The following is a 19775-nucleotide window of genomic DNA, read 5'->3' on the forward strand; positions in this document are numbered from 1 at the left end:
TGGCTTTTGTGATTACGGCCTTGGCGGGGCATGCTTCCCAAAACACGCTGTGAATACTTCCCTGTACGCTTGGCTACGCCATCCATGGCTTCGCACAGTTTTGGGAAGCATGCCCCGCCAAGACCTATCGTACAATTGAGTTCGCTAACCTCTACCCCTCTGCACTTTATAACCTAGCGCTACTTATTTATCTGGCCAAGAAATTCGCTGCCCATTCGGCAACGCCTTCTCCTGCACCTTTTCTGATAACCCTGGCACGGGAAACGCCAGCGGTTTCGCCGGGATCTATAACGGTAATCGGCACATCTCTCTCCACTTCATGCACCAGTCCGGCAGCGGGATAAACCTGTAGCGAAGTGCCGACGATCAGCAGGTCGTCTGCAGTGCGGACTATGTCGGCTGCTGCCTGTAGCATGGGGACTTCTTCGCCGAACCAGACGATGTGAGGGCGTAGTTGTTGGCCGTGTTCGCAGGTTTCGCCAAGTTCTATGTCGCGGTAGCCGATGTCGTAGATCAATTCCGGGTTAACCGAGCTTCGGGCTTTGGTGAGTTCGCCGTGTAGGTGGATGACGTTGCTGGAGCCGCCGCGTTCGTGCAGGTCGTCTACGTTTTGGGTGACGATGGTTACGCGGTGGTGTTGCTCCAGTTCGCCCAGCAATTGGTGGGCGCGGTTTGGCTGAACGGTGGCGAGTTGGCGGCGGCGTTCGTTGTAGAAGCGCAGGACTAACTCGCGGTTGCGCGCGAAGGCTTCGGGGGTGGCTACGTCGTATACGCTGTGCTGCTCCCATAGGCCACCGTTGTCGCGGAAGGTGGAGAGGCCGCTTTCGGCGCTGATTCCAGCGCCGGTGAGTACTACGATATGCCGTTGCATCAGTCGAAGATCTTGCCGGGGTTGATGATGCCGTTGGGGTCAAATACTTGTTTGATCCCTTTCAGGTAAGCAATTTCCGCTTCGCTGCGGGTGTATTGCAAGTAGGGCTTTTTGGTCATGCCTACGCCGTGTTCAGCGGAGACGCTGCCTTGGTATTTTTCGACGATTTCGAATACCCATTTATTCACCTGCTGGCACTTTTCGAAGAAATCTTCTTTTGCCATGTCTTCAGGCTTGAGGATGTTGAGATGCAGGTTGCCGTCGCCGATGTGGCCAAACCAGATGATTTCAAAATCCGGGTATTGTTCTGCTACCAGTTCGTCAATTTCCTGCAAGAATCCGGGAACTTTGGAAACCACAACGGAGATGTCGTTCTTGTAGGGCGTACGGGGTGCGATGGATTCCGAGATGCGCTCGCGCAGTTGCCACAGGTTCTGGGCCTGAGTTTCGCTCTGGCTGATGACGCCGTCCAGAACCCAGCCGTTTTCCATGCACTGCTCGAACAGGCTCATGGCGTCTTCCATTACTTGATCCGAAGTGGCTTCAAACTCCAGTAACGCGTAGTAAGGGGCTTCGGTTTCAAACGGCGCAGGTACTTGACCATGAGCCAGTACGTGCCCCATCGCCTGATGCGAGAAGAATTCGTAGGCGGTCAGGTCGAGACCGCCCTGAAAGGTTTTGAGCACGTCCATGGTGTTGCCAAGGTCGTTGAGCCCAAGCACCAGCACGGTGAGGTTGTCTGGCTGGCGCGAGAGTTTCATTGTGGCTTCGGTAATAAAGCCCAGCGTGCCCTCGGCGCCAATAAATAGATGGCGTAGGTCGTAACCTGTGTTGTTCTTTTCCAGATCTTTGTTCAGGTCAAGGATGTCGCCTTTGCCGGTAACCACTTTTAGGCCAGCGACCCAGTCACGACTCATGCCGTAGCGGATTACTTTGATACCGCCCGCGTTGGTAGAGATATTTCCGCCCAACTGGCTGGAGCCTGCAGACGCGAAATCTACCGGATAGTAAAGGCCATTCTCTTCCGCAAAGTTCTGTAGCTGCTCAGTTACAACACCCGCCTGACAGCGCACGAGCCGGTCGCTGGCGCTGAAATCTAGGATCTGATTCATGTTGTCAAAGGCAATAACGACCTCTCCGTTGGCAGCAACAGCACCAGCGCTCAAGCCGGTACGGCCACCGGAGGGTACCAGTGCCACACGGTTTTCGTTGGCGAATCTCACCAGCGCCTGCACCTGCTCAGTGGTTTTCGGTAGTACGATGGCTACTGGGTTGGGGGCGTAAATGCGCGTCCAATCTTTGCCGTAGCTTTCAAGATCCGCAGCGTCAGTCAGTACCTTTCCAGGTAAATCGCCAGGCACATCGCCAGCGGCTACCAGCTCTTTTAGGGAAGCAATGATCTGTTCAGAGTTCATGAATGCATCAGTCTCGTCGGGTTTGGGCCGGCCATTCAGGACAAATAGTTTTCGGTTCAGTTGATCCAGACGAACCGGCACGCTGTGAAAAGTTGCTTTTATGGTATCATACCGCCCCTGTTCTGTGAGCCAGCCCATAGGATCACTGGCTGCAGGTCATTTCATGCGACGAAAGGTTCGGAAGCAAAGCCCATGTCAACGACGTCTCTCGAAAAGAGCAAAATCCGCATTCTACTGCTGGAAGGCGTGCATCAGTCCGCACTGGATACTCTGAATGCCGCAGGCTACACAAACATTGAGTACCTCAGCCACTCACTGGCCGAGGAAGACCTTATTGAGAAGATTGCCGATGCGCACTTTGTCGGTCTTCGATCCCGCACTCAGTTGACCGCGAAAGTATTCGAGGCCGCCAAGAAGCTGGTTGCCGTGGGCTGTTTCTGTATCGGTACCAACCAGGTGGATCTGCAGGCGGCTACCCGCAAAGGTATTGCGGTATTCAACGCACCGTTTTCCAACACCCGCAGTGTTGCTGAACTGGTTCTGGCCCAAGCTATCCTGCTGCTGCGCGGCGTGCCCGAGAAGAGCGCGAAAGCCCATCGTGGTGAATGGCAGAAGTCGGCCAAAGACAGCTACGAGATCCGCGGCAAGAAGCTCGGCATCATCGGTTACGGCAACATTGGTACCCAGTTCAGTGTTCTGGCCGAAGGTCTGGGCATGGATGTGTACTTCTACGACGTAGTGTCCAAGCTGCCTATCGGTAACGCCACTCAGGTTGGTAGCATGCAGGAACTGCTCAACATCTGTGATGTTGTAAGCCTGCATGTTCCGGAAACACCGGCTACCAAGTATATGTTCAAGGCCGAGCAACTGGCTCAAATGAAGCCAGGTTCTATTTTAATGAACGCTTCAAGAGGCACAGTTGTTGATATCGATGCGCTCGCCGATTCCCTGAGAAGCGGCAAGCTTCTGGGTGCTGCGATCGACGTTTTCCCTGTCGAGCCGAAATCCAACAATGAAGAGTTTGTTTCTCCGCTACGGGAATTCGACAACGTGATTCTGACCCCGCACGTTGGCGGCTCAACCATTGAAGCTCAGGAAAATATCGGCCGTGAAGTGGCTGAGAAGCTGGCGATGTACAGTGATAATGGTACGTCGGTATCTTCCGTTAACTTCCCGGAAGTCGCCCTGCCTTCACACCCGAACCAACACCGCTTGCTGCACATTCATGAGAACGTGCCGGGAGTGATGTCTGAAATCAACCATGTATTCTCTGACAATGGCATCAACATTTGCGGTCAGTACCTGCAAACCAAGGAAGACATTGGTTATGTGGTGATAGACGTAGATAAAGCCTACGGTGAACTTGCGCTGCAGAAACTGCTTCAGGTCAAGGGCACCATTCGCGGCCGCGTGTTGTTTTAATAGATTCCCGGCCCATAAAAAAACCGGAGCATGCAGCTCCGGTTTTTTTATGCTCAGGCAACGCCCGAGCTCAGGTTATTTACGTGTTACTTCATGGGCACCAAAGTCAGCTCAACACGGCGGTTCTGCTCACGCCCTGCAGCGGTATCGTTAGACGCAATTGGATAACGCTCACCGTATCCAACAGCACGGGTGCGCTTAGACTCGATGCCTTGGTTGAGCAGAAAGTCTCGCACAGAGCCCGCACGGCGCTCGCTGAGCAACTGGTTGTAGTTATCAGCACCGGAACTGTCTGTGTGACCCTCAATCTGAATAATGGTCTTGTCGAACTCTTTCAATACCAAAGACACTGATTCAAGCGTGCTCGTGAAGCCGGAGCGGATAGCGGTCTGGTCCAGCTCGAACGTGATATTGCCGGGCATTACCAGCTCAATTTTATCGCCGTTGCGAACAACCCGAACACCTGTGCCTTTGAGCTTATGCCTCAGCTCTGCTTCCTGCCGATCCATGTAGTAGCCAATACCACCACCCACTGCCGCACCGCTGGCAGCGCCAATAAGCGCGCCTTTGCCACGATCGCTTTTACTCGAGGTTGCCGCACCTACGGCAGCTCCACCAACAGCACCAATAATACTGCCCTTGGTCGCGTTCGATGTTTTCTCTTCGTCAGTATACGGGTCATAGGTCATACAGCCAGCAAGACCCATGGTCGTTACGGCTAATGCAAGCATCGTTTTCTTCACACAATTCTCCTGTGGCGATATTTTTGCAGGCGCTATTCAGCTTGAAGCTTTCAACTACAGAGCCTTCTCATTGTGGCTTCAGGAGTTTTTAGAAGCGCCTACCGCTGAATGTTCAAAAGTATCAATAATCGTGTTGAACACGGTTGCCTGTAGATCCTTGGCTTCATTCACCAGATGATGACGTCCGTCGGCAATCCTCACTTCCTCTACCGCTGCGAACTTGTTGCGGATTATTCTCAGATTGTGTTGCCAGTCTACCGTTTGGTCTTTTTCGCCCTGAACAACCGTCACCGGAAAGTCCACCGGCCGAGCAGATTCAATGTGCGGTATCCAGATTCGTAACGCACTCACCCAATCCACATGCACGGCCCTTGCCTGCAACGGATCATGCTCACGCAGGAAGCGCAAAAAACGGGTATTGCCACTATTGGCGGCAAATACACGCTGCCATCGGGTCATAAACGGCTTAACCAAAGTGTGCAAAACCTTGGCGCCAAGCCAGCCCGCGGGGCGCACCAGTGGTGCCAGCAAAACCACCTTCCGGAACTCCGACGTTTCCGTAGAGTGGTGGTTAGACAGAAGGTAGTCGATCAATATGGCTCCTCCCGTACTTTGTCCTACCGCAAACCAAGGTCCGCGGATTTTATCGCGAACATGGGCCAGAACTTGCGACAAAACCCCCTGATACTCCAAAAAACTGCCAATGGCCGCCGGTGTGCCACTGGAAAGCCCATGGCCCGGCTGGTCATACGCCAGCACATCAAAACCGGCAGCGAGACAGCGATCAATCAACTGGCTATATAGGCCAACATGATCAAAATAGCCGTGCATAATAAACACAGTACCTTTTTCGGCTCGTGGTTCGGGCAGCCGGAAGTAATGCACCATAACCTCGTGTTCGCCTGCCGTCACATAGCCTTGATGGTAGGCAACCTCAGGGTGTTCCACCCATAGGTCAAGGCCGTAGAAACGGCAATACGCCACCATCTCGTCGCTGAGTTCTTCCCGTCCATCGGGATCAAAAGGCTCAAGTCTCTCAAGCAAGGAGCCACGGTCCCAGTCGGGTATTTCTATGGTATCTGTTTTCCAGTACACGTAGAGTTAAACGCCTGTCATGAATAGATAATACGAATTTCGATGCACAATCCTAACCCATAGCGGGGGCATAACACAGATGTTGCAACATCTTCTTGAAACTGCGCTGCGCCAAACCATGACTCGTTTGGTTAGGCCAGCCCTTCACCCGGCAATCCCCATTTCCGTTCAACGCCGATTGATCCGCCAAGCCTATAGGAGCTCTATACCGCCTAGTGGCTGCCGCTTTCAAACTGGCACCTTGGCTGGCCGGCCGGTTATTAGAAGCTCTTTCGGCCCAACCACACAAGGCGCTGTGCTATATCTGCACGGCGGCGGTTATATCATCGGCTCTGCAGCCACCCATAAAGGCCTCACCGGCCATTTGGCGAAAGCCAGCGGCTGCATGGTGGTCACACCAGACTACCGCCTTGCGCCCGAGCACCCATTTCCAGCTGCATTAGACGACGCTGAGGCTGCCTGGTTTGCGTTGATAGATGAAGGCTTTGATCCTGAACAAATCGCCATTGCTGGCGACTCTGCAGGCGGCGGGTTGTCCATTGCCTTAGCCATGCGCTTGCGTGATCGCAATCAGCCACTGCCCTCTTCCGTTACGGTTTTTTCACCCTGGGCGGATTTGACTCAAAAAGAACTGTATTCGCCTGAATGCGAGCCCGTTCTGCAAGCACGCTGGACAGCGAAAGCTGCAAAGCTCTATGCCGCTCATGAGCCTCTCAACCACCCACTCATTTCGCCAATTTTCGGAAACTTTAAAGGCTTACCGCCACTTTTAGTGCAAGTCGGGAGTCAGGAAATTCTGCTTAACGATGCAGAACGTCTTGCGAATGCGGCGAGAAAGGCTGGGGTAAACACTCAGCTGGAGGTGTTCAACAGTCTTTGGCACGTGTTTCAGGTACACAGCGGCCAGCTAGACAGAGCCACAGCCGCCGTACAGACGGCTGGCAAGCATATCAGAGCGCATCTGGCAGGCTGAGCTTACCCAGCACCAGCGCCTCTTTGCGCTGCCTCGGCCATTGTTTGATATGCCACTCCAGCTTCGAAGCCCGGCTGCGATCCCCTGCAGGCAAGCTAAGCACTAACTCCAGCGGGCCTTTGCCCCTCAAGCTCCGCGCTCCTTTGGGAGCGCCAGCTTGATGCTCGGCAAAGCGACGGGGCACATCGGTAGTAATGCCCGTATATAACGCACCACGGGCGGTGCGAACCATGTATACAAACCATTCACTGGCCATCTGCCAGCCCCTGTTCACGCTCTTTCGTTTTCTTCTGCTGCAGCCAGAGCCCCGCCATAATCAACACCAGACCTATATAGGTCGAGGGTAAAATCTGCTCACCCAAAATAAAGTAGATAAACACCAGCGACAGGAACGGAGAAATAAAAATCAGGTTGCTTACCCGGGATGTGTTTTCAGCTTTTTTCATGGCGTAAGACCAAAGCACAAAGGCAATACCCATCTCGAAGATGCCTACATACAGAGCGGCTACCAGCGACCCGGTTACCGGCAAATTCAAGCTTTCTGTCCACCAGCAAATCAAAGCAATTACCGGTAGACCGAAAGAGAAGTTCAGAAATAGCCCCACCACAGGGTCCCGAGTATCACGAGTGGCAATAATCCAATACGAAGCCCACACAAGCGTGCTGCCTATGGCTAGAGCAACCCCCAAAGGATCGGAAAAACTCAAGGTGGTCACAGCACCCCGCGTGGCAATCACCACAACGCCTGCATAGCATAACAACCCAGCCAGAATATCGAGCCTGCGTAAGCGGTGCCCCAAAAAAGGTACCGATAGGTAAGCTAACACCAGCGCCCAGGTGTAGTTCAACGGCTGGGCCTCTTGCGCCGGTAAGCGGTCAAAGGCGCCAAAAAGAAAGAAATAATACAGACAAGGATTTATTAATCCCATGCCAAACGATTGTATGTATTGTTTTTTCTCCAGTGAGAACACTAAATGCCAGCGCTTTTGCAGCATCAGAATCACTGCCATAACGAGCACAGACGCGGTACATGCAACCAACAGCATTTGCACCGGAGCCAAATCCGCCAGCGCTAGCTTGAAGGCGGTGGCAACCGTAGACCAGAGCAAAACCGTACCCAGCCCGTAAAGCATGGCTGTTTTCTGATCTTTCATTGCAACCCTCCCCGGGGCTCTTTCGTGTTAGCAGTTATCGAGGAAGTGCCCTCATTGATTGCTTCGGCGCCATACTCTCCTGCCGCTAACCAACGGTACAAGGTGCGGCGATTGATACCTAAAATTTGGGCGGCACGGCGTTTGTTGCCATTCACCGCCTGCATCACTTCGCGCACGTAATCTTGCTGCAACTTTTCCAGTGTCGGCCACTGAGCAATGGTATCGGGTGAGTGCGCGGTTTTCGGGGTAGTTGCGCCACCTTGGCGCTTACGAACCCGTTCCGGAAGGTGGTCAGGTTGTATGGTATCGCCGTCACAAAACGTCACCGCGCGTTCAATGGCGCTAGATAGTTCACGCACGTTCCCCGGGAACGGATAATCCATCAGGGTGCGGGAGCTCACTTCGCTGAGCTTCAAGAATCCGCGTTGGTGCCGCCGTGCAGCCTCCCGTAAAAAGTGCATGGCGAGCAGATCAACGTCATCGCCCCGCTCGCGCAGTGCCGGGATACGCAAACTCAGGGTTTCCAGCCGATAGTAGAGATCTTCTCGAAAGCCCCCTTCACGCACGGCTTTAAGCAGGTCTACGTGGGTGGCTGCCAGAATGCGAACATCTACCGGCTCTTCCTGATCCGAACCCACGGGTTTAACCATACCTTCTTGCAGCACCCGCAGAAGCTTTGCTTGCAGGGCCAGAGGCATTTCGCCAATTTCATCCAACAACAAGGTACCACCGTGAGCCTCTGCAAACAGGCCTTTCCGAGCTTGGCGCGCTCCGGTAAAAGCGCCTGCTTCGTGGCCAAAGAACTCACTTTCCATGAGCTCTCCTGGTATACCTGCGCAGTTGACCGCCACAAACGAGCCGGAGCTTCGCTCACTGGCCCGGTGAATGGCTCTGGCCACCAGTTCTTTACCCGTGCCACTTTCGCCGCAGATCAACACGGCAGCTTCACTGCGGGCGATCTGCCGAATCTCGGATCGAAGCTTTACCATGCTTGCATGCTCACCAATCAGCCCAAGGTTCTCCTCGGTGCCAGTGTGCGCAAGCAACTGCTGCAGTTGCCGGGTAAGATCGGCCTGAGTTAACAATCTGCGTATTTTTAGACGCAAATGGTCAGTAGACAAAGGTTTGGTGAGAAAATCATCTGCCCCCGCTTTCAGAGCCTCCACGGCCTGATCAACGGTTCCGAATGCGGTAATGATGATAAAAGGAAGACTGTGACCTTCAGCTTGAGCTGTCTTGAGAAGCTCCAACCCATCGCCATCGGGCAAGCGAAGGTCTGACACAACCAAGTCAGGCGTCTCTGCATTCAACAGTCCACACGCCTCTTGCACTGTTCCGGCACGGCTTACACTGTAACCATCCAGCTCAAGCTCTTCGCTCAACAAAAGGCCGAGACTTGCATCATCTTCCAGTAGCAGAATTTTGGCCTTACAGTCACTCATGTTAGCACCTCCTCAGGCCAGAACAGGCTCATTCTGCACCCTCCTGAATCACTGTTGCCGATTTCAATCCGGCCACCATGCTCTTTAAGAACGCTGCTTACCACAGCCAGCCCCAGCCCCGTTCCTTCTCCGGCCGGCCGGGTACTGTAGAAGGGCTCAAATACGGCACTGCGCTTATCTTCAGTTATGCCGGGCCCATCGTCCTCAACCCGAACTTCCCATTCATCGTTATGTCGATGCAGCGATAACAGAACCTCAGAGTTGGCGGCCTGACACGCATTGCGCACCACATTTAAACATGCCAACTCTAACCTCACTGGCTCTGCTTTCACTTTGGACTCCGTATCAAGCCCCTCGCTTCGCAAGCGCTTGCCCTCGCATTTTTCATCTTCACCGGCTCGATCCAGCACATCTTTGAGAACCGCACTAAGGCTTATTGGCCGCCTTGAATCCGGCACATGGCGAAAACAGTCTAAAAGTTGCTGGATAATGGTGGTCATGCGCCCGACTTGATAGCTGATATCATCCAGTTGCCGACGTTGTTCCTCCGTAAGCTCGTGGCGGGCGAGGATGTTCGCGCGCCCCTGAATAACGTTTAAAGGCGCGCCAAGTTCGTGGGCCACACCGCCAGCCACACGCCCTATCATGGCAATCTTCTCCTGATACTCTAGACGCTGCGCAAGCTGCCGTTCTTTTGCCACTCGCTGCTGTATTTCTTCCTCCGCTATCGCCATGCGTTCACCCATCTCTCGAAGACCACCGTAAATCTGCTGCAACTCACGGGGGCCAGAGGCTTCTGCATCAAACCGCCAATGGCCAGGGGCCAGCTCACCCATGATGCTCAATAGCCGGCTGACATGGCGCCCTACTGTGCCGTAATGCCCTAATACGACCACTAGGATGATCGTCACCGCAAGCGCCGACCAGATAGATACAGCCCAAAGGCGACTGGATGCCAGCAGCTCATGAAAGTCACTGCGCCTACGTGTGATTTGCAGCAAACCCTGAATCCGGCCATCGTCGGCCACCAACGGAGTAAAGTGCGAGAATACTGATTGCCCATCTACCCAGCGAAAAGCTCCTCCAAGCTCGCCGCTGCTAATTGCCTGTTCGGCACTGGCGCTGTTGCCCACATCGGTGTCAGCCAGCCCGAGGCTGGCGATTCGAGCACCCTCTTTATCGAATACCGAGGCGCCGGAAACGCGACCAATGCGAAAAATCGATTTCAGGGAATCCCCCATCACCAACTCGTCTTTTTCTTGCATTGCTCGGGAAAGCGGCCCGCTGGCTGCGCGGGCAACCAGCTCCAGATCTTCCCGTAAGCGATCATTCAGGGCTTTTTCTACGGCTCCGAATCCGAGGTATATGGCAAGCCCGCTGATCACCAACAAGGGCACAACAATGCTCAACACCAGCGTTAACTGTATCGACCCCAAAACGTGGCCAGCACTTCTTAAAGACGGTTTCATTTGGACTCCCGAACCATAATTGCCACACACTTCTGCCACATGTGGCATTTAGCCACAACCTTCATTACTTGAGATTAATTACTATAAACACCTAACTTGTTATTTTGAAACGTATTTATTAAACCTTTAAAACTGGCACGGCGCTTGATAGGTACCTTGACAGGTACTTAGTGACCGCAAATGAAACAGGAGAAGTCGATTATGAATATGAACAAATTACTCGTATCCGTTACTGCATCCATTGTCCTTTTGGCCGCCGCGCCCACCATGGCAGAGCAAAACCAGCAGAGCCCTGCAGCCACCGGCGATTCGAGCGGCTACGCGAATCCTGCAGCCGCGGGATCACAAAAGACCAACTTTAACGATGCAGAACTGAAAAAGTTCATCGCTGCACAGGAGGGCATCACCGAAGTGCGCGAAGAGTACATCGAAAAAATTGAAGCGGCGGATTCTCAGGAAAAAGCTCAGAAACTGCAGATGAAGGCCAACGATGAGATGGTATCGGTCATCGAAGAGAACGGTATGGACATCCCAACCTATAATGCCATCGCGACCGCCTACAGCAGTGAGCCGAAAGTACGTAACCGTGTTGATGCGCTGATGTAATCAAGCGTCGAAACCGGATCAGTTGCTCGTCAGTTTAGCCCCGCCTAGCGGGGCTGCTTGTTTTGCAAAGCGGACAATAGGCTTGCATCAATCAACCGACCGAGACAGGTACGGAGACAAACTTTACGCCTTGACGGGCCAGCTCCGCTGAGCCGCGGGCTGTAAGTTCAGAAATAAACTGAAACTGCTCCTTGGGATCAAACGGGTAAGCTTTCAAACGGTAATGCATGCCCCAGGGCTTATTGAAAACAATCACCAACACAGGCTGCCAAGTTTTTGTTCGCGGGCTGGTAAAGGCTACGTCTCTAAGTAGCTCTCGCACCCTGCCAACATCATGGTTGGCCTCAAGGTGGAAATCTGCCACACACATCAAGTTATCTGTGCCGTCGTTACCGTTGGCAATGAGCGAGTTCCAAAGCTTGTTGTGAGGAATAATCACAACCGTATCATCGGGGGTGACAATCTCGGCCGCCCGGGTACCTATGGCTCGCACTTCGCCGTATTGCCCGCCCACTTCAATCCAGTCTCCCGGTCGATAAGGCATCTCGTAGAGAGTAACAATGCCTGCAATCAAACTGTTGGCGTAATCCTTAAAAGCGAAGCCCAGCGCCAGCGCCAGAGCGCCAAAAATGGCCACCATGTTTTCGAACGATGGTTCAACCAGTATCGGAACCACGATCACAATCGTAGCGAAGATAATTAACAATCGAAGCAAGGGCACAGATGCCAAAAGATAAAGGCGAGGCTTACCACCGAGTTTTTCAGCAACGCGAGGAAGCACCTTCTGAACCGCAACGGTAATCAGCGAGGCGATGACAACAACCAGAATCGCTTTCAGCAGTGCCTGCCCGGTTATAGAGGCGAAGGCGTCTTTAACTCCGAGGTCCTCAAACATAAAGCCTCCTAGAACTGATCAAGAGGAAATCCCCAGCTTTGCAAGTGGCGTCTGACCGTGGGATAGCCTATGGGTGTAACCTGCCAGCGTTGATCAAGTGGATCACAGGCCACTAACTCAGCGCGTTTTAACCGTGACAAAACCAAGCTCAATTCGTATGTGGAAACGCCGGTAACCGCCTCCAAGGAGGCCATATCAAGGCCGTTGTGCAGTAACAACCCGTGTAATACAAAGCCGGTAACACTCTCTTTGCTCTGAGGCATACTCGGAAGGCTCAATCGACCCAACGGCACAACCCAGCAATCCGCTGCCTGACTCTGCTTGTCGGTTTTATCGTCGGTTTCCTCCAGCTTGGCGTCATCATCTGGCCGGGCCCGCAAGGACCTCTGCCAGATGGCTAAAGCCACGCCGGGGTTGCCTCGGGAGGTAGCTGCTAAATCACGTAAAAACGTGCTGTATTTGCGTTTTTTACGGCTTTTGCTGTTTTCAGCGTCGTCGGCCTCAGCCAGAGGTAATACATACAGGCCATCACCGGTCATTCTGGCAACAATCGTTGATCTGCCACTACCAGACGCTAAATACGTAAACCAAGCACCTAGCCGATCGGCATCCATGGGCGCAGGCGTCCATGGAGACATCTGGGCGTTCTCAAGATAGTGCCCCCAGTATCTCCAGCACCAGCTTGAACACCCCACAATGCCCACACCGGAATCACCATTTGCTATTCGGCGAAACAACTCCCGAATCAAAGCTAGACCTGAAAGGCTCCGTAGCCAAAAGTCTGCCAATTCAGGAATCACCCAGGGGCGCGATAAATCCTGACGATCCCACCATTTAGAGGCTTCCTGATCGTCAAAACACAGCGTTTCCGGCGGCGCAATAACTCTCCATGTTTCATCGCTGCTTTGAATAGAACCAGGCTGCTCGGGCTCTGAGAATCGCGTAAGCGCCTGCTGCATACCTGAGAAAGGCGGCGCCACTAAACATACAACTTCACGACTGAGCGAGCCACTGGAGCGGGCCTGTTTCAAGCTACAAGCAATCGCTTCTGCCTGATGGGCATAGTCCGGCTCGGGCGCCAATCTCCTCTGCTGTGCGGCAGACAGCTCCGGCAGTTCATCCATGCTTTCAAAGGGCTCTTCCGCCTGTGACACACCTGCCTGCAACTGCGTTAGGGCATGGCGGATCGCGTCTTTCAATGAACGCCGTACAGAGGTTTGGGGCAGTGTCCATTGCTCAGCAGGCATTAACCCACCAGGAAGACACGAGGCAGCCTTGTTGTCGTTAGTGTTATCCTTCAAAAAAACAGCTCCTGCTTGGCCAGCGGTTGTTCGATTTACTCAGGCACCAACCAACTGTATTCATGGGAGAGACCCATTACAGACCCGCCTGCAACATCTGCAATCATGGCAGAAAATCTCTCTTCAAACCCCCACGGCGGATTAACGACCAACATACCCGAGCCTGTCATGCCTCGCTCGGGAGGCGATTTCAGGTGCATCTCGCTGCACCACACTTTGCGTAGCGGGCTGTCTTTCACCGCCTGCTTCAGCGTGGTTTGCAAACCGCTGGTAAGAATGGGATACCAAACAAGATAAACGCCGTGGCGGCATTTGTGCCAAGCTTTCTGGAGAGTCGAGGCGACATCCGAATAGTCGGACTTTATTTCGTAGGAAGGATCAATCAGCGCCATCAGTCTAGGCTGGGGAGGGGGTAACTGCCTCAATAAGCCCTTTAGGCCATCGTCGTGTATTACCCGCACCTTCTGGTTTGCTGCCCAATCGGCAAGTTGGCCGCTTTCAGTTGGGTGTAATTCAAACGCCGTTAAAGAGTCCCCGGGGCGCAGGAACCGGCGGAACCAAGCCGGGGAGCCCGGGTAGACCGTTAACTGGCCCTCGCCCGCGTTAAAGCGCGACAGCACTTTTAAAACAGGTTGCCAATCTTCAGAGATTAAAGCATTCCGGCTTGCCCAGAGCTTTTGCACGCCGGCATCCGCTTCCGACGTTTTACGCGCCCGCTCGCTCTTTAAGTCGTAAATGGCGCTACCCGCGTGGGTATCAAAGCAGGCAATGGCCGAAGGCTTCGCTTGCATCATAGAAATGGCAAGCGTCAACGCCCCATGCTTTTGAACATCCGCAAAGTTTCCGGCATGGAAGGCGTGAAGATAACTCAACATGTATAAGCTCCCTAGTAACAGGAGCTATTAGGCCCGAGCGCACACCATCAGTGCAAGAGAGCTCCTGAAAAAGCCCCCTATGAATACATTAGCCAGAATTACGATCGCGAGAGGTTGGCTGACATACCGCGCAGGATTCCTGCTCATTCTGTCGCGCACTGGTTTTATCCACCGACTTGCGAAGTGATTGCCATGCGGTGAAAACAGTTTTTGAAGAGCCTGCCAAACGCACTACTGATGTACTCATGATGCTTCCTTCTCAATTAAGAACCTGTCCAGATCGAAATTTAGCAGCACAAACAGTATTTGCAAATGATTATCATTAAAATTTAATATTGGAAGACATCTTGATTGATAAACCTTGCTCCGCGTCAAGGTTTCCTTGCGTTGTGGCGCTTTAGTCAACATAATTACGAACGATAATGCATCCGATTACCATAACCGTTCATCGAAATCCGGAGTTCTCAATGAAAACACTGTTTCGACCAGCCCCTCTTGCGCTCACTATTGCCGCAGCCATGAGCGCAGGCTGCGCCAATACCGCCACGTCTGATTCAGCAACCTCACAACCTGCCACCAAAGCCTCGGTTGTAGAGCACTACGCAAACTTGGCGCATGCTGGATATGAGGACGCCCTGATTACCGCAAAAGCTCTGGATAAAGCGACAGACCAACTCATTGCCAACCCCACAGAGGCCAACTTGCAAGCGGCTAAAGAAGCCTGGCTTGCCGCACGAGTGCCCTACCAGCAAACAGAAGTGTTCCGTTTTGGCAATGCGATTGTTGATGATTGGGAAGGGCAGCTGAACGCTTGGCCTTTGGATGAAGGCTTGATTGACTATGTACAAGCCGATGACTACCAATACGAGCTGGGCAACGCTGGCGCAACTGCAAATATCATTGCCAATAACAGTGTTAACGTAGGCGGCGAAACCCTAGATGTGACTAACCTCACCCCGGAGCTGCTGGCAAACCTGAATGAGGTTGGTGGATCCGAGGCAAACGTTGCTACCGGCTACCACGCCATTGAGTTTTTGCTCTGGGGTCAGGACCTGAACGGTTTTGAACAGGGTAACGGCGAGCGCCCGGTAACCGACTACGCAAAGGGCACAGGGTGCACCAACGGCAACTGTGAGCGCCGCGCCGAGTACCTTGATGCAGTGACCGATTTGTTGGTATCTGACTTAGAGTGGATGGCCAATCAATGGGCCGCCAATGGCTCTGAGAACTACCGCAGCCAACTACTGAGTGCCAACGCAGATGAAGGCGTCCAGAAAATGCTATTTGGTATGGGCTCTTTGTCGTTGGGCGAGCTGGCTGGCGAGCGCATGAAAGTAGCACTAGAAGCCAATTCCTACGAGGACGAGCACGATTGCTTTAGCGATAACACTCACAACTCCCACTACTACAACGCTCAGGGCATACAGAACGTATACACCGGCAGCTACCGCCGCGTAGACGGCAGCTTGGTTTCCGGCCCATCCCTGTCTGACTTGGTTAGCCAGAGCAATCCGAAGCTAGACGCGCGCTTGAATAGCCAGCTTGACGCTTCCATGGAAGCGTTGAGTGTGATGAAAGCAAAGGCCGAAGCAAGTCAGAGCCCTATGCCGTTTGATATGATGATTGCGCCGGGCAACGCAAAGGGCGCAAGCATTGTGAACGGGGCTATCATGGCGCTGGTTGAGCAAACTGGCTCCATTGAGCAGGCAGCCCGCCAACTGGGTCTTGAGGCTCTGTCGCTGGATGATGCCGGCCACACTTTCTGATCAATAAGTAGAAAGTAACAGATACCGGGGGCACCTTGAGCCCCCGGAATTCAAGGAACAAGAACAAGCCATGGAAAGCCTGCTTTGAAGAGAGCGGATTTTCCATGGCTTATTCAATTGTGTGGTAAGAAATAATGACCGGAAAACGACTCATAACGGGGCTGCTGCTAGTAAGTGTGGGGGGGCCGATATACGCAGCCTCTCACGCGGGCTTTCCACTGCAAGATACACCCGATACCGGCGGCGACGGCACCGTTCAGCAATTCGACACCAACGCTTACTCTCTGCCTCAGGGTAACCTCTCCATGACGAAACGTCTGGATTTCAGTGTAGGCAACAGCTTCTTCCGCAACCCCTGGGTTGAAGCACCCGCCAGCACCACGGCGCGCGATGGCTTAGGCCCCTTGTTTAATACCAACTCCTGTCAGGGCTGCCACATAAAAGATGGTCGCGGTCACCCCCCCGGCGTTGATGAGCCACCCGTTTCGCTGTTCTTGCGCTTGGCTGTTCCTGCAGATCCGGAAGTAGACTCGGATATTCTGCTAACCCACGGTTTTAAGCCGGCACCGGTTTACGGCAGCCAACTGCAAACAGCCGCCCTACCCGCATTTAAACCAGAAGCGAGTATGGTGCTTTCATGGAACACAATAACCAAAACTCTAGCTGACGGCACCGAGGTGGAGCTTAGAGAGCCTATTTACCGGATAGAGAACCCAAACTACGGCCCACTGCCCGAAGATCTTCTGATTTCTCCAAGAGTTGCACCACCAATGATCGGCATGGGGTTGCTCGAGGCAATTCCAATTGCTGACTTGGAAGCCTTGGCTGATTCACAAGATGCAAACGGTGATGGCGTTTCGGGCAAGCTTAACCAAGTCTGGAATCTGGAAACACAGCAAACGGCCGCCGGCCGTTTCGGCTGGAAAGCGGCGGAACCCAATGTTCACCAACAAAGCATGGGCGCCTTTGCAGGCGACATGGGGCTAACATCCAGCCTAAAACCTGCTACCGACTGCACGCCAGAGCAAAAATGTGAACAGTTTCCAGACGGCGGCCAGCCAGAGGTCAGCGACAAGATCGCAAACTTTGTCACCTTTTACGCCAAAAGCTTAGCTGTGCCCGCGCGGCGCAATATGGAGAATCCCTCCGTACAACGGGGCGCGCGGCTTTTTAACGAAGCCGGGTGCGCAGGCTGCCACACTCCTCGCCACATCACAGGTACCGATCCAGAACGGCCAGATTTGAGTAATCAAACCATCTGGCCTTACACCGACATGCTACTGCACGATATGGGCCCTGCCCTTGCCGATGGCCGCGATGAGTTTCTGGCAAACGGCAACGAATGGCGCACCCAGCCACTCTGGGGCATAGGTTTGGCGCAAACTGTTAATCCGCAAGCCGGTTTTTTGCATGATGGCCGAGCGCGCACGATGGAAGAGGCCATTCTCTGGCACGGTGGCGAAGCAGCCCCGGCCGTGGCCCAGTTCAGCCAATTCAGCGCCGACGACCGTCAAGCTCTGCTCGACTTCCTGAATTCACTTTAACGGAGCCTGATATGAAGCGACTGGCACTGACTCTCCTTCTGGCCTCATCACTGACCGCCGTGCCACTAATGGCGGCAGACGACAAGAACGCTAGTGACCCGACCGCTGTTTATCGAACGCAATGGCATAAAGATATTCTGGCGGGCTACCAGAGCCTGGCAACACAGAGCCAAGCGCTGGAAACCCAAGCGCAGACCTACTGCCAAAGCCCGTCCTCTGAAGAGCTGGAGCAAACAAAGCGACTTTGGTTGGATGCATTTCTCGCGTGGCAGCAGGTGCGTTTTATAGATTTTGGGCCTGTAGAAGAAAATAACCGTGCGTGGCAATTCCAGTTCTGGCCAGACCCAAAAAATTTAGTTGCGCGCAAAGCCTCTTATTTGCTCAAAAACGAGGCACCCATCACACCTGAAAAAATTGCTCAATCCGGCGTCGCCGTACAAGGCTTTCCAATGGTTGAGTACCTGCTTTACGACCAAACATTCAACAGCAGCGAAAATGCCCTACCGGCAGGGCGTAGTTGTGAATTACTGGCAGCCGTGACCCGTCATATCGCCCGCAACGGCGAAACACTGGCTACCGATTGGAAGGGTTTTCAGGGCAACTACCTTGGCAGCGAGCAGTACACAGATACAACTATTCGTGCCGCCATGGCTGGGCTGGAAATTCTTGAAGAGCGTCGTCTGGCCACACCCATGGGGTTGCGTGGTAATGGCAAGCGCTCGGTTTACAGCGCTGATGCATGGCGCAGCGGAGCCAGCCTAATCGCCGCAGACGCAAGTGTTCAAGGGCTAAAGAAGCACTTCATGCCAGCCTTTTCAAAGCTCCTTAACGATCGTGAGCAAACCGACTTGGCTAAACGGATCGAGCAACAATTTGAGGAAGTATTAGCTAACTTTCCCGAACTCGATCGCCCGATGGCACCGTTGCTGTCTGACGACAACGCATTCAAACCCCTTCAAAGCCTTTATATAGACCTCACACAGCTCACTGCTCTGGTGAATGATCGGGCTGCGGTTGAGCTTGAGGTTGTACGCGGCTTTAACTCCAGCGATGGTGACTGAGGAGCAGCCAATGCCTGAACTGACTCGCAGAAGCCTGATTAAGGCCACGCTTGCTGGTAGCGCAGCACTCACCTTCTCAGGTTGCGGTATGCTACCGCGCAAAGCTGGCAGCAATAGCCCACAGCAGTACACGGGGGCAATCGGTCTGGCAGACGGTCGATTTGCGGTGGGCGCCATAGCCCCGAGTGGGCAAATGCTATGGCAGGCACCGGTTAATACTCGCTGTCATAGCGGCTGCAACCGACCGGGCACCGCCGAAGTACTGTTCTTTGAACGCAGGCCTGGCTGGGCGTTCTACGTACTTAACAGCAAAACGGGCGAACAACGGCACCGCATTGAAGCGGTCAAAGGCGAGCATTTTGTGGGTCATGGCGTATTCTCGCCAGACGGTCGCTATTTGTACGCTCCTGTTAACCGCTATGAACCCGGAGAAGGCATTATCGCAGTTTACGATAGCCATCAGAATTATCGACGGGTGGACACCTTTGAGCTGAACGGCATAGGCCCGCACCAGATCACTATGCATCCAGACGGCCAAACACTGGTGGTGGGGCTGGGAGGTATTCTTACTCACCCAGATTACGATCGCATCAAGCTAAATCTGCCCACCATGAAACCAGCACTGGTGATGATGGATAGAGTCTCTGGCGACATTCTCGCCCGGTTCCGGCCATCCCATCACCAACTCAGTACCCGGCATGTAGATGTGGCGCCCAACGGCACGGTTTACTCAGCCTATCAATATCAAGGCCCAGACCACGAGCTACCGCCGCTCGTCGCACGCTACCGGAACGGGCATTATGAAGAGATTGACTTTGGTGAGTCAGTTCACCGGGAGCTGGGCAATTATATTTCCAGCATAATTGCACACCCGGAGAACGAACTGGTCGCCATTGCCTCCCCGATCGGAGGCACAGCTCTAATCTTCAATGGCCGCACTGGAGAGGTTATTGAAAAAAGCGCCATTGCAGATTGTGCCGGCGTTGAAGCTCTGGCAGGTGGGGATTTTCTAGTGTCTTCAGGGCGTGGCAAGCTGGTTCGCATAGGTAAGGGAAAGCCGGGAGTAGAGATCGCTAACATGCTCGTTCAATGGGATCATCATCTGGTGTAACAGCCGCAAACCTTAACTTTAAGAGTTCAGGG

The 19775-nt window shown here is 53.6% G+C and carries 19 protein-coding genes; 7 read left to right on the forward strand and 12 right to left on the reverse strand.

Going from position 1 to position 19775, the window contains the following annotated elements; genetic code table 11:
* Positions 1-187: 187 nt before the first annotated feature.
* Positions 188-871 carry an NAD-dependent deacylase gene (locus tag MWU62_RS02815; RefSeq protein ID WP_247113354.1) on the reverse strand — a complete coding sequence of 228 codons (684 nt, stop codon included), beginning with the start codon at positions 869-871 and terminating at the stop codon, positions 188-190.
* A complete protein-coding gene (locus MWU62_RS02820; RefSeq protein WP_247113356.1) occupies positions 871-2286 on the reverse strand; it encodes an FAD-binding oxidoreductase in 1416 nt (471 codons plus the stop codon). The genes MWU62_RS02815 and MWU62_RS02820 overlap by 1 nt, the downstream gene beginning before the upstream one ends.
* Before the next feature lie 192 nt (positions 2287-2478).
* On the opposite strand from MWU62_RS02820, the gene serA reads away from it, so the two are divergent.
* Entirely contained in the window at positions 2479-3708 is a 1230-nt protein-coding gene (gene serA / locus MWU62_RS02825) for a phosphoglycerate dehydrogenase (protein WP_247113357.1), read from the forward strand.
* Between the two features lie 86 nt (positions 3709-3794).
* Here the strand turns inward: serA and MWU62_RS02830 are convergent, their stop codons facing one another.
* Complete coding sequence (locus tag MWU62_RS02830) at positions 3795-4451, reverse strand: OmpA family protein (protein ID WP_247113358.1); 657 nt, start codon at positions 4449-4451, stop codon at positions 3795-3797.
* A gap of 78 nt (positions 4452-4529) precedes the next feature.
* The gene (locus MWU62_RS02835; protein WP_247113360.1) at positions 4530-5546 is read right to left on the reverse strand and encodes an alpha/beta hydrolase; all 1017 of its coding nucleotides are present in this window, start codon (positions 5544-5546) and stop codon (positions 4530-4532) included.
* Between the two features lie 79 nt (positions 5547-5625).
* Here MWU62_RS02835 and MWU62_RS02840 point away from each other — a divergent pair, with 79 nt between their 5' ends.
* Positions 5626-6519, forward strand: coding sequence for an alpha/beta hydrolase (locus MWU62_RS02840; RefSeq protein WP_247113361.1), 894 nt, complete (start codon positions 5626-5628; stop codon positions 6517-6519).
* Here the strand turns inward: MWU62_RS02840 and MWU62_RS02845 are convergent.
* From MWU62_RS02845 to MWU62_RS02860, 4 genes are read right to left on the reverse strand one after another with little or no spacing between them, the layout of a single operon-like run.
* On the reverse strand, positions 6497-6775 hold the full coding sequence (locus tag MWU62_RS02845) for a GIY-YIG nuclease family protein (RefSeq protein WP_247113363.1): 279 nt from the start codon (positions 6773-6775) through the stop codon (positions 6497-6499). The two genes, MWU62_RS02840 and MWU62_RS02845, sit on opposite strands and share 23 nt — an antisense overlap.
* Positions 6765-7673, reverse strand: a complete 909-nt coding sequence (locus tag MWU62_RS02850; protein ID WP_247113364.1) for a DMT family transporter — start codon at positions 7671-7673, stop codon at positions 6765-6767. The genes MWU62_RS02845 and MWU62_RS02850 overlap by 11 nt, the downstream gene beginning before the upstream one ends.
* On the reverse strand, positions 7670-9115 hold the full coding sequence (locus MWU62_RS02855) for a sigma-54 dependent transcriptional regulator (RefSeq protein WP_247113366.1): 1446 nt from the start codon (positions 9113-9115) through the stop codon (positions 7670-7672). The genes MWU62_RS02850 and MWU62_RS02855 overlap by 4 nt, the downstream gene beginning before the upstream one ends.
* Positions 9112-10584, reverse strand: a complete 1473-nt coding sequence (locus MWU62_RS02860; protein ID WP_247113368.1) for an ATP-binding protein — start codon at positions 10582-10584, stop codon at positions 9112-9114. Before MWU62_RS02860 ends, MWU62_RS02855 begins: the two co-directional genes overlap by 4 nt.
* A 201-nt stretch (positions 10585-10785) precedes the next feature.
* Between MWU62_RS02860 and MWU62_RS02865 the strand changes: the two genes are divergently transcribed.
* Entirely contained in the window at positions 10786-11190 is a 405-nt protein-coding gene (locus MWU62_RS02865) for a DUF4168 domain-containing protein (RefSeq protein ID WP_247113369.1), read from the forward strand.
* A 91-nt stretch (positions 11191-11281) separates the two neighbouring features.
* Here MWU62_RS02865 and MWU62_RS02870 read toward each other — a convergent pair whose 3' ends face one another.
* The 4 genes from MWU62_RS02870 to MWU62_RS02885 all read right to left on the reverse strand — a co-directional run bounded on the left by MWU62_RS02870 (position 11282) and on the right by MWU62_RS02885 (position 14508).
* On the reverse strand, positions 11282-12085 hold the full coding sequence (locus tag MWU62_RS02870; RefSeq protein ID WP_247113370.1) for a mechanosensitive ion channel domain-containing protein: 804 nt from the start codon (positions 12083-12085) through the stop codon (positions 11282-11284).
* Between the two features lie 8 nt (positions 12086-12093).
* Positions 12094-13386 carry a hypothetical protein gene (locus MWU62_RS02875; RefSeq protein WP_247113371.1) on the reverse strand — a complete coding sequence of 431 codons (1293 nt, stop codon included), beginning with the start codon at positions 13384-13386 and terminating at the stop codon, positions 12094-12096.
* A 35-nt stretch (positions 13387-13421) separates the two neighbouring features.
* On the reverse strand, positions 13422-14261 hold the full coding sequence (gene rlmJ / locus MWU62_RS02880; protein ID WP_247113373.1) for a 23S rRNA (adenine(2030)-N(6))-methyltransferase RlmJ: 840 nt from the start codon (positions 14259-14261) through the stop codon (positions 13422-13424).
* Positions 14262-14349: 88 nt separating this feature from the next.
* Entirely contained in the window at positions 14350-14508 is a 159-nt protein-coding gene (locus MWU62_RS02885) for a hypothetical protein (protein WP_247113374.1), read from the reverse strand.
* A gap of 220 nt (positions 14509-14728) precedes the next feature.
* Here MWU62_RS02885 and MWU62_RS02890 point away from each other — a divergent pair, with 220 nt between their 5' ends.
* The 4 genes from MWU62_RS02890 (at position 14729) to MWU62_RS02905 (ending at position 19743) form a co-directional block, all read left to right on the forward strand.
* Positions 14729-16027, forward strand: coding sequence for an imelysin family protein (locus tag MWU62_RS02890; protein ID WP_247113375.1), 1299 nt, complete (start codon positions 14729-14731; stop codon positions 16025-16027).
* 134 nt (positions 16028-16161) lie between these two features.
* On the forward strand, positions 16162-17571 hold the full coding sequence (locus tag MWU62_RS02895) for a di-heme oxidoredictase family protein (RefSeq protein WP_247113377.1): 1410 nt from the start codon (positions 16162-16164) through the stop codon (positions 17569-17571).
* 11 nt (positions 17572-17582) lie between these two features.
* On the forward strand, positions 17583-18632 hold the full coding sequence (locus MWU62_RS02900) for an imelysin family protein (protein WP_247113379.1): 1050 nt from the start codon (positions 17583-17585) through the stop codon (positions 18630-18632).
* A 10-nt stretch (positions 18633-18642) separates the two neighbouring features.
* Positions 18643-19743, forward strand: a complete 1101-nt coding sequence (locus MWU62_RS02905; RefSeq protein ID WP_247113381.1) for a DUF1513 domain-containing protein — start codon at positions 18643-18645, stop codon at positions 19741-19743.
* The last annotated feature ends 32 nt before the right edge of the window (positions 19744-19775 follow it).

The organism is Marinobacter sp. S6332 (genome assembly GCF_023016045.1).
GTDB lineage: Bacteria > Pseudomonadota > Gammaproteobacteria > Pseudomonadales > Oleiphilaceae > Marinobacter.

Excerpts from the sequence above, each read along its gene's own strand:
- MWU62_RS02895 (WP_247113377.1), top strand. The coding sequence starts at position 16,162 with ATGACCGGAAAACGACTCATAACGGGGCTGCTGCTAGTAAGTGTGGGG.
- MWU62_RS02840 (WP_247113361.1), top strand. The coding sequence starts at position 5,626 with ATGTTGCAACATCTTCTTGAAACTGCGCTGCGCCAAACCATGACTCGT.
- rlmJ (WP_247113373.1), bottom strand. The coding sequence starts at position 14,261 with ATGTTGAGTTATCTTCACGCCTTCCATGCCGGAAACTTTGCGGATGTT.
- MWU62_RS02885 (WP_247113374.1), bottom strand. The coding sequence starts at position 14,508 with ATGAGTACATCAGTAGTGCGTTTGGCAGGCTCTTCAAAAACTGTTTTC.
- MWU62_RS02820 (WP_247113356.1), bottom strand. The coding sequence starts at position 2,286 with ATGAACTCTGAACAGATCATTGCTTCCCTAAAAGAGCTGGTAGCCGCT.
- MWU62_RS02815 (WP_247113354.1), bottom strand. The coding sequence starts at position 871 with ATGCAACGGCATATCGTAGTACTCACCGGCGCTGGAATCAGCGCCGAA.
- serA (WP_247113357.1), top strand. The coding sequence starts at position 2,479 with ATGTCAACGACGTCTCTCGAAAAGAGCAAAATCCGCATTCTACTGCTG.
- MWU62_RS02860 (WP_247113368.1), bottom strand. The coding sequence starts at position 10,584 with ATGAAACCGTCTTTAAGAAGTGCTGGCCACGTTTTGGGGTCGATACAG.
- MWU62_RS02905 (WP_247113381.1), top strand. The coding sequence starts at position 18,643 with ATGCCTGAACTGACTCGCAGAAGCCTGATTAAGGCCACGCTTGCTGGT.
- MWU62_RS02900 (WP_247113379.1), top strand. The coding sequence starts at position 17,583 with ATGAAGCGACTGGCACTGACTCTCCTTCTGGCCTCATCACTGACCGCC.
- MWU62_RS02870 (WP_247113370.1), bottom strand. The coding sequence starts at position 12,085 with ATGTTTGAGGACCTCGGAGTTAAAGACGCCTTCGCCTCTATAACCGGG.
- MWU62_RS02890 (WP_247113375.1), top strand. The coding sequence starts at position 14,729 with ATGAAAACACTGTTTCGACCAGCCCCTCTTGCGCTCACTATTGCCGCA.
- MWU62_RS02845 (WP_247113363.1), bottom strand. The coding sequence starts at position 6,775 with ATGGCCAGTGAATGGTTTGTATACATGGTTCGCACCGCCCGTGGTGCG.
- MWU62_RS02865 (WP_247113369.1), top strand. The coding sequence starts at position 10,786 with ATGAATATGAACAAATTACTCGTATCCGTTACTGCATCCATTGTCCTT.
- MWU62_RS02855 (WP_247113366.1), bottom strand. The coding sequence starts at position 9,115 with ATGAGTGACTGTAAGGCCAAAATTCTGCTACTGGAAGATGATGCAAGT.
- MWU62_RS02850 (WP_247113364.1), bottom strand. The coding sequence starts at position 7,673 with ATGAAAGATCAGAAAACAGCCATGCTTTACGGGCTGGGTACGGTTTTG.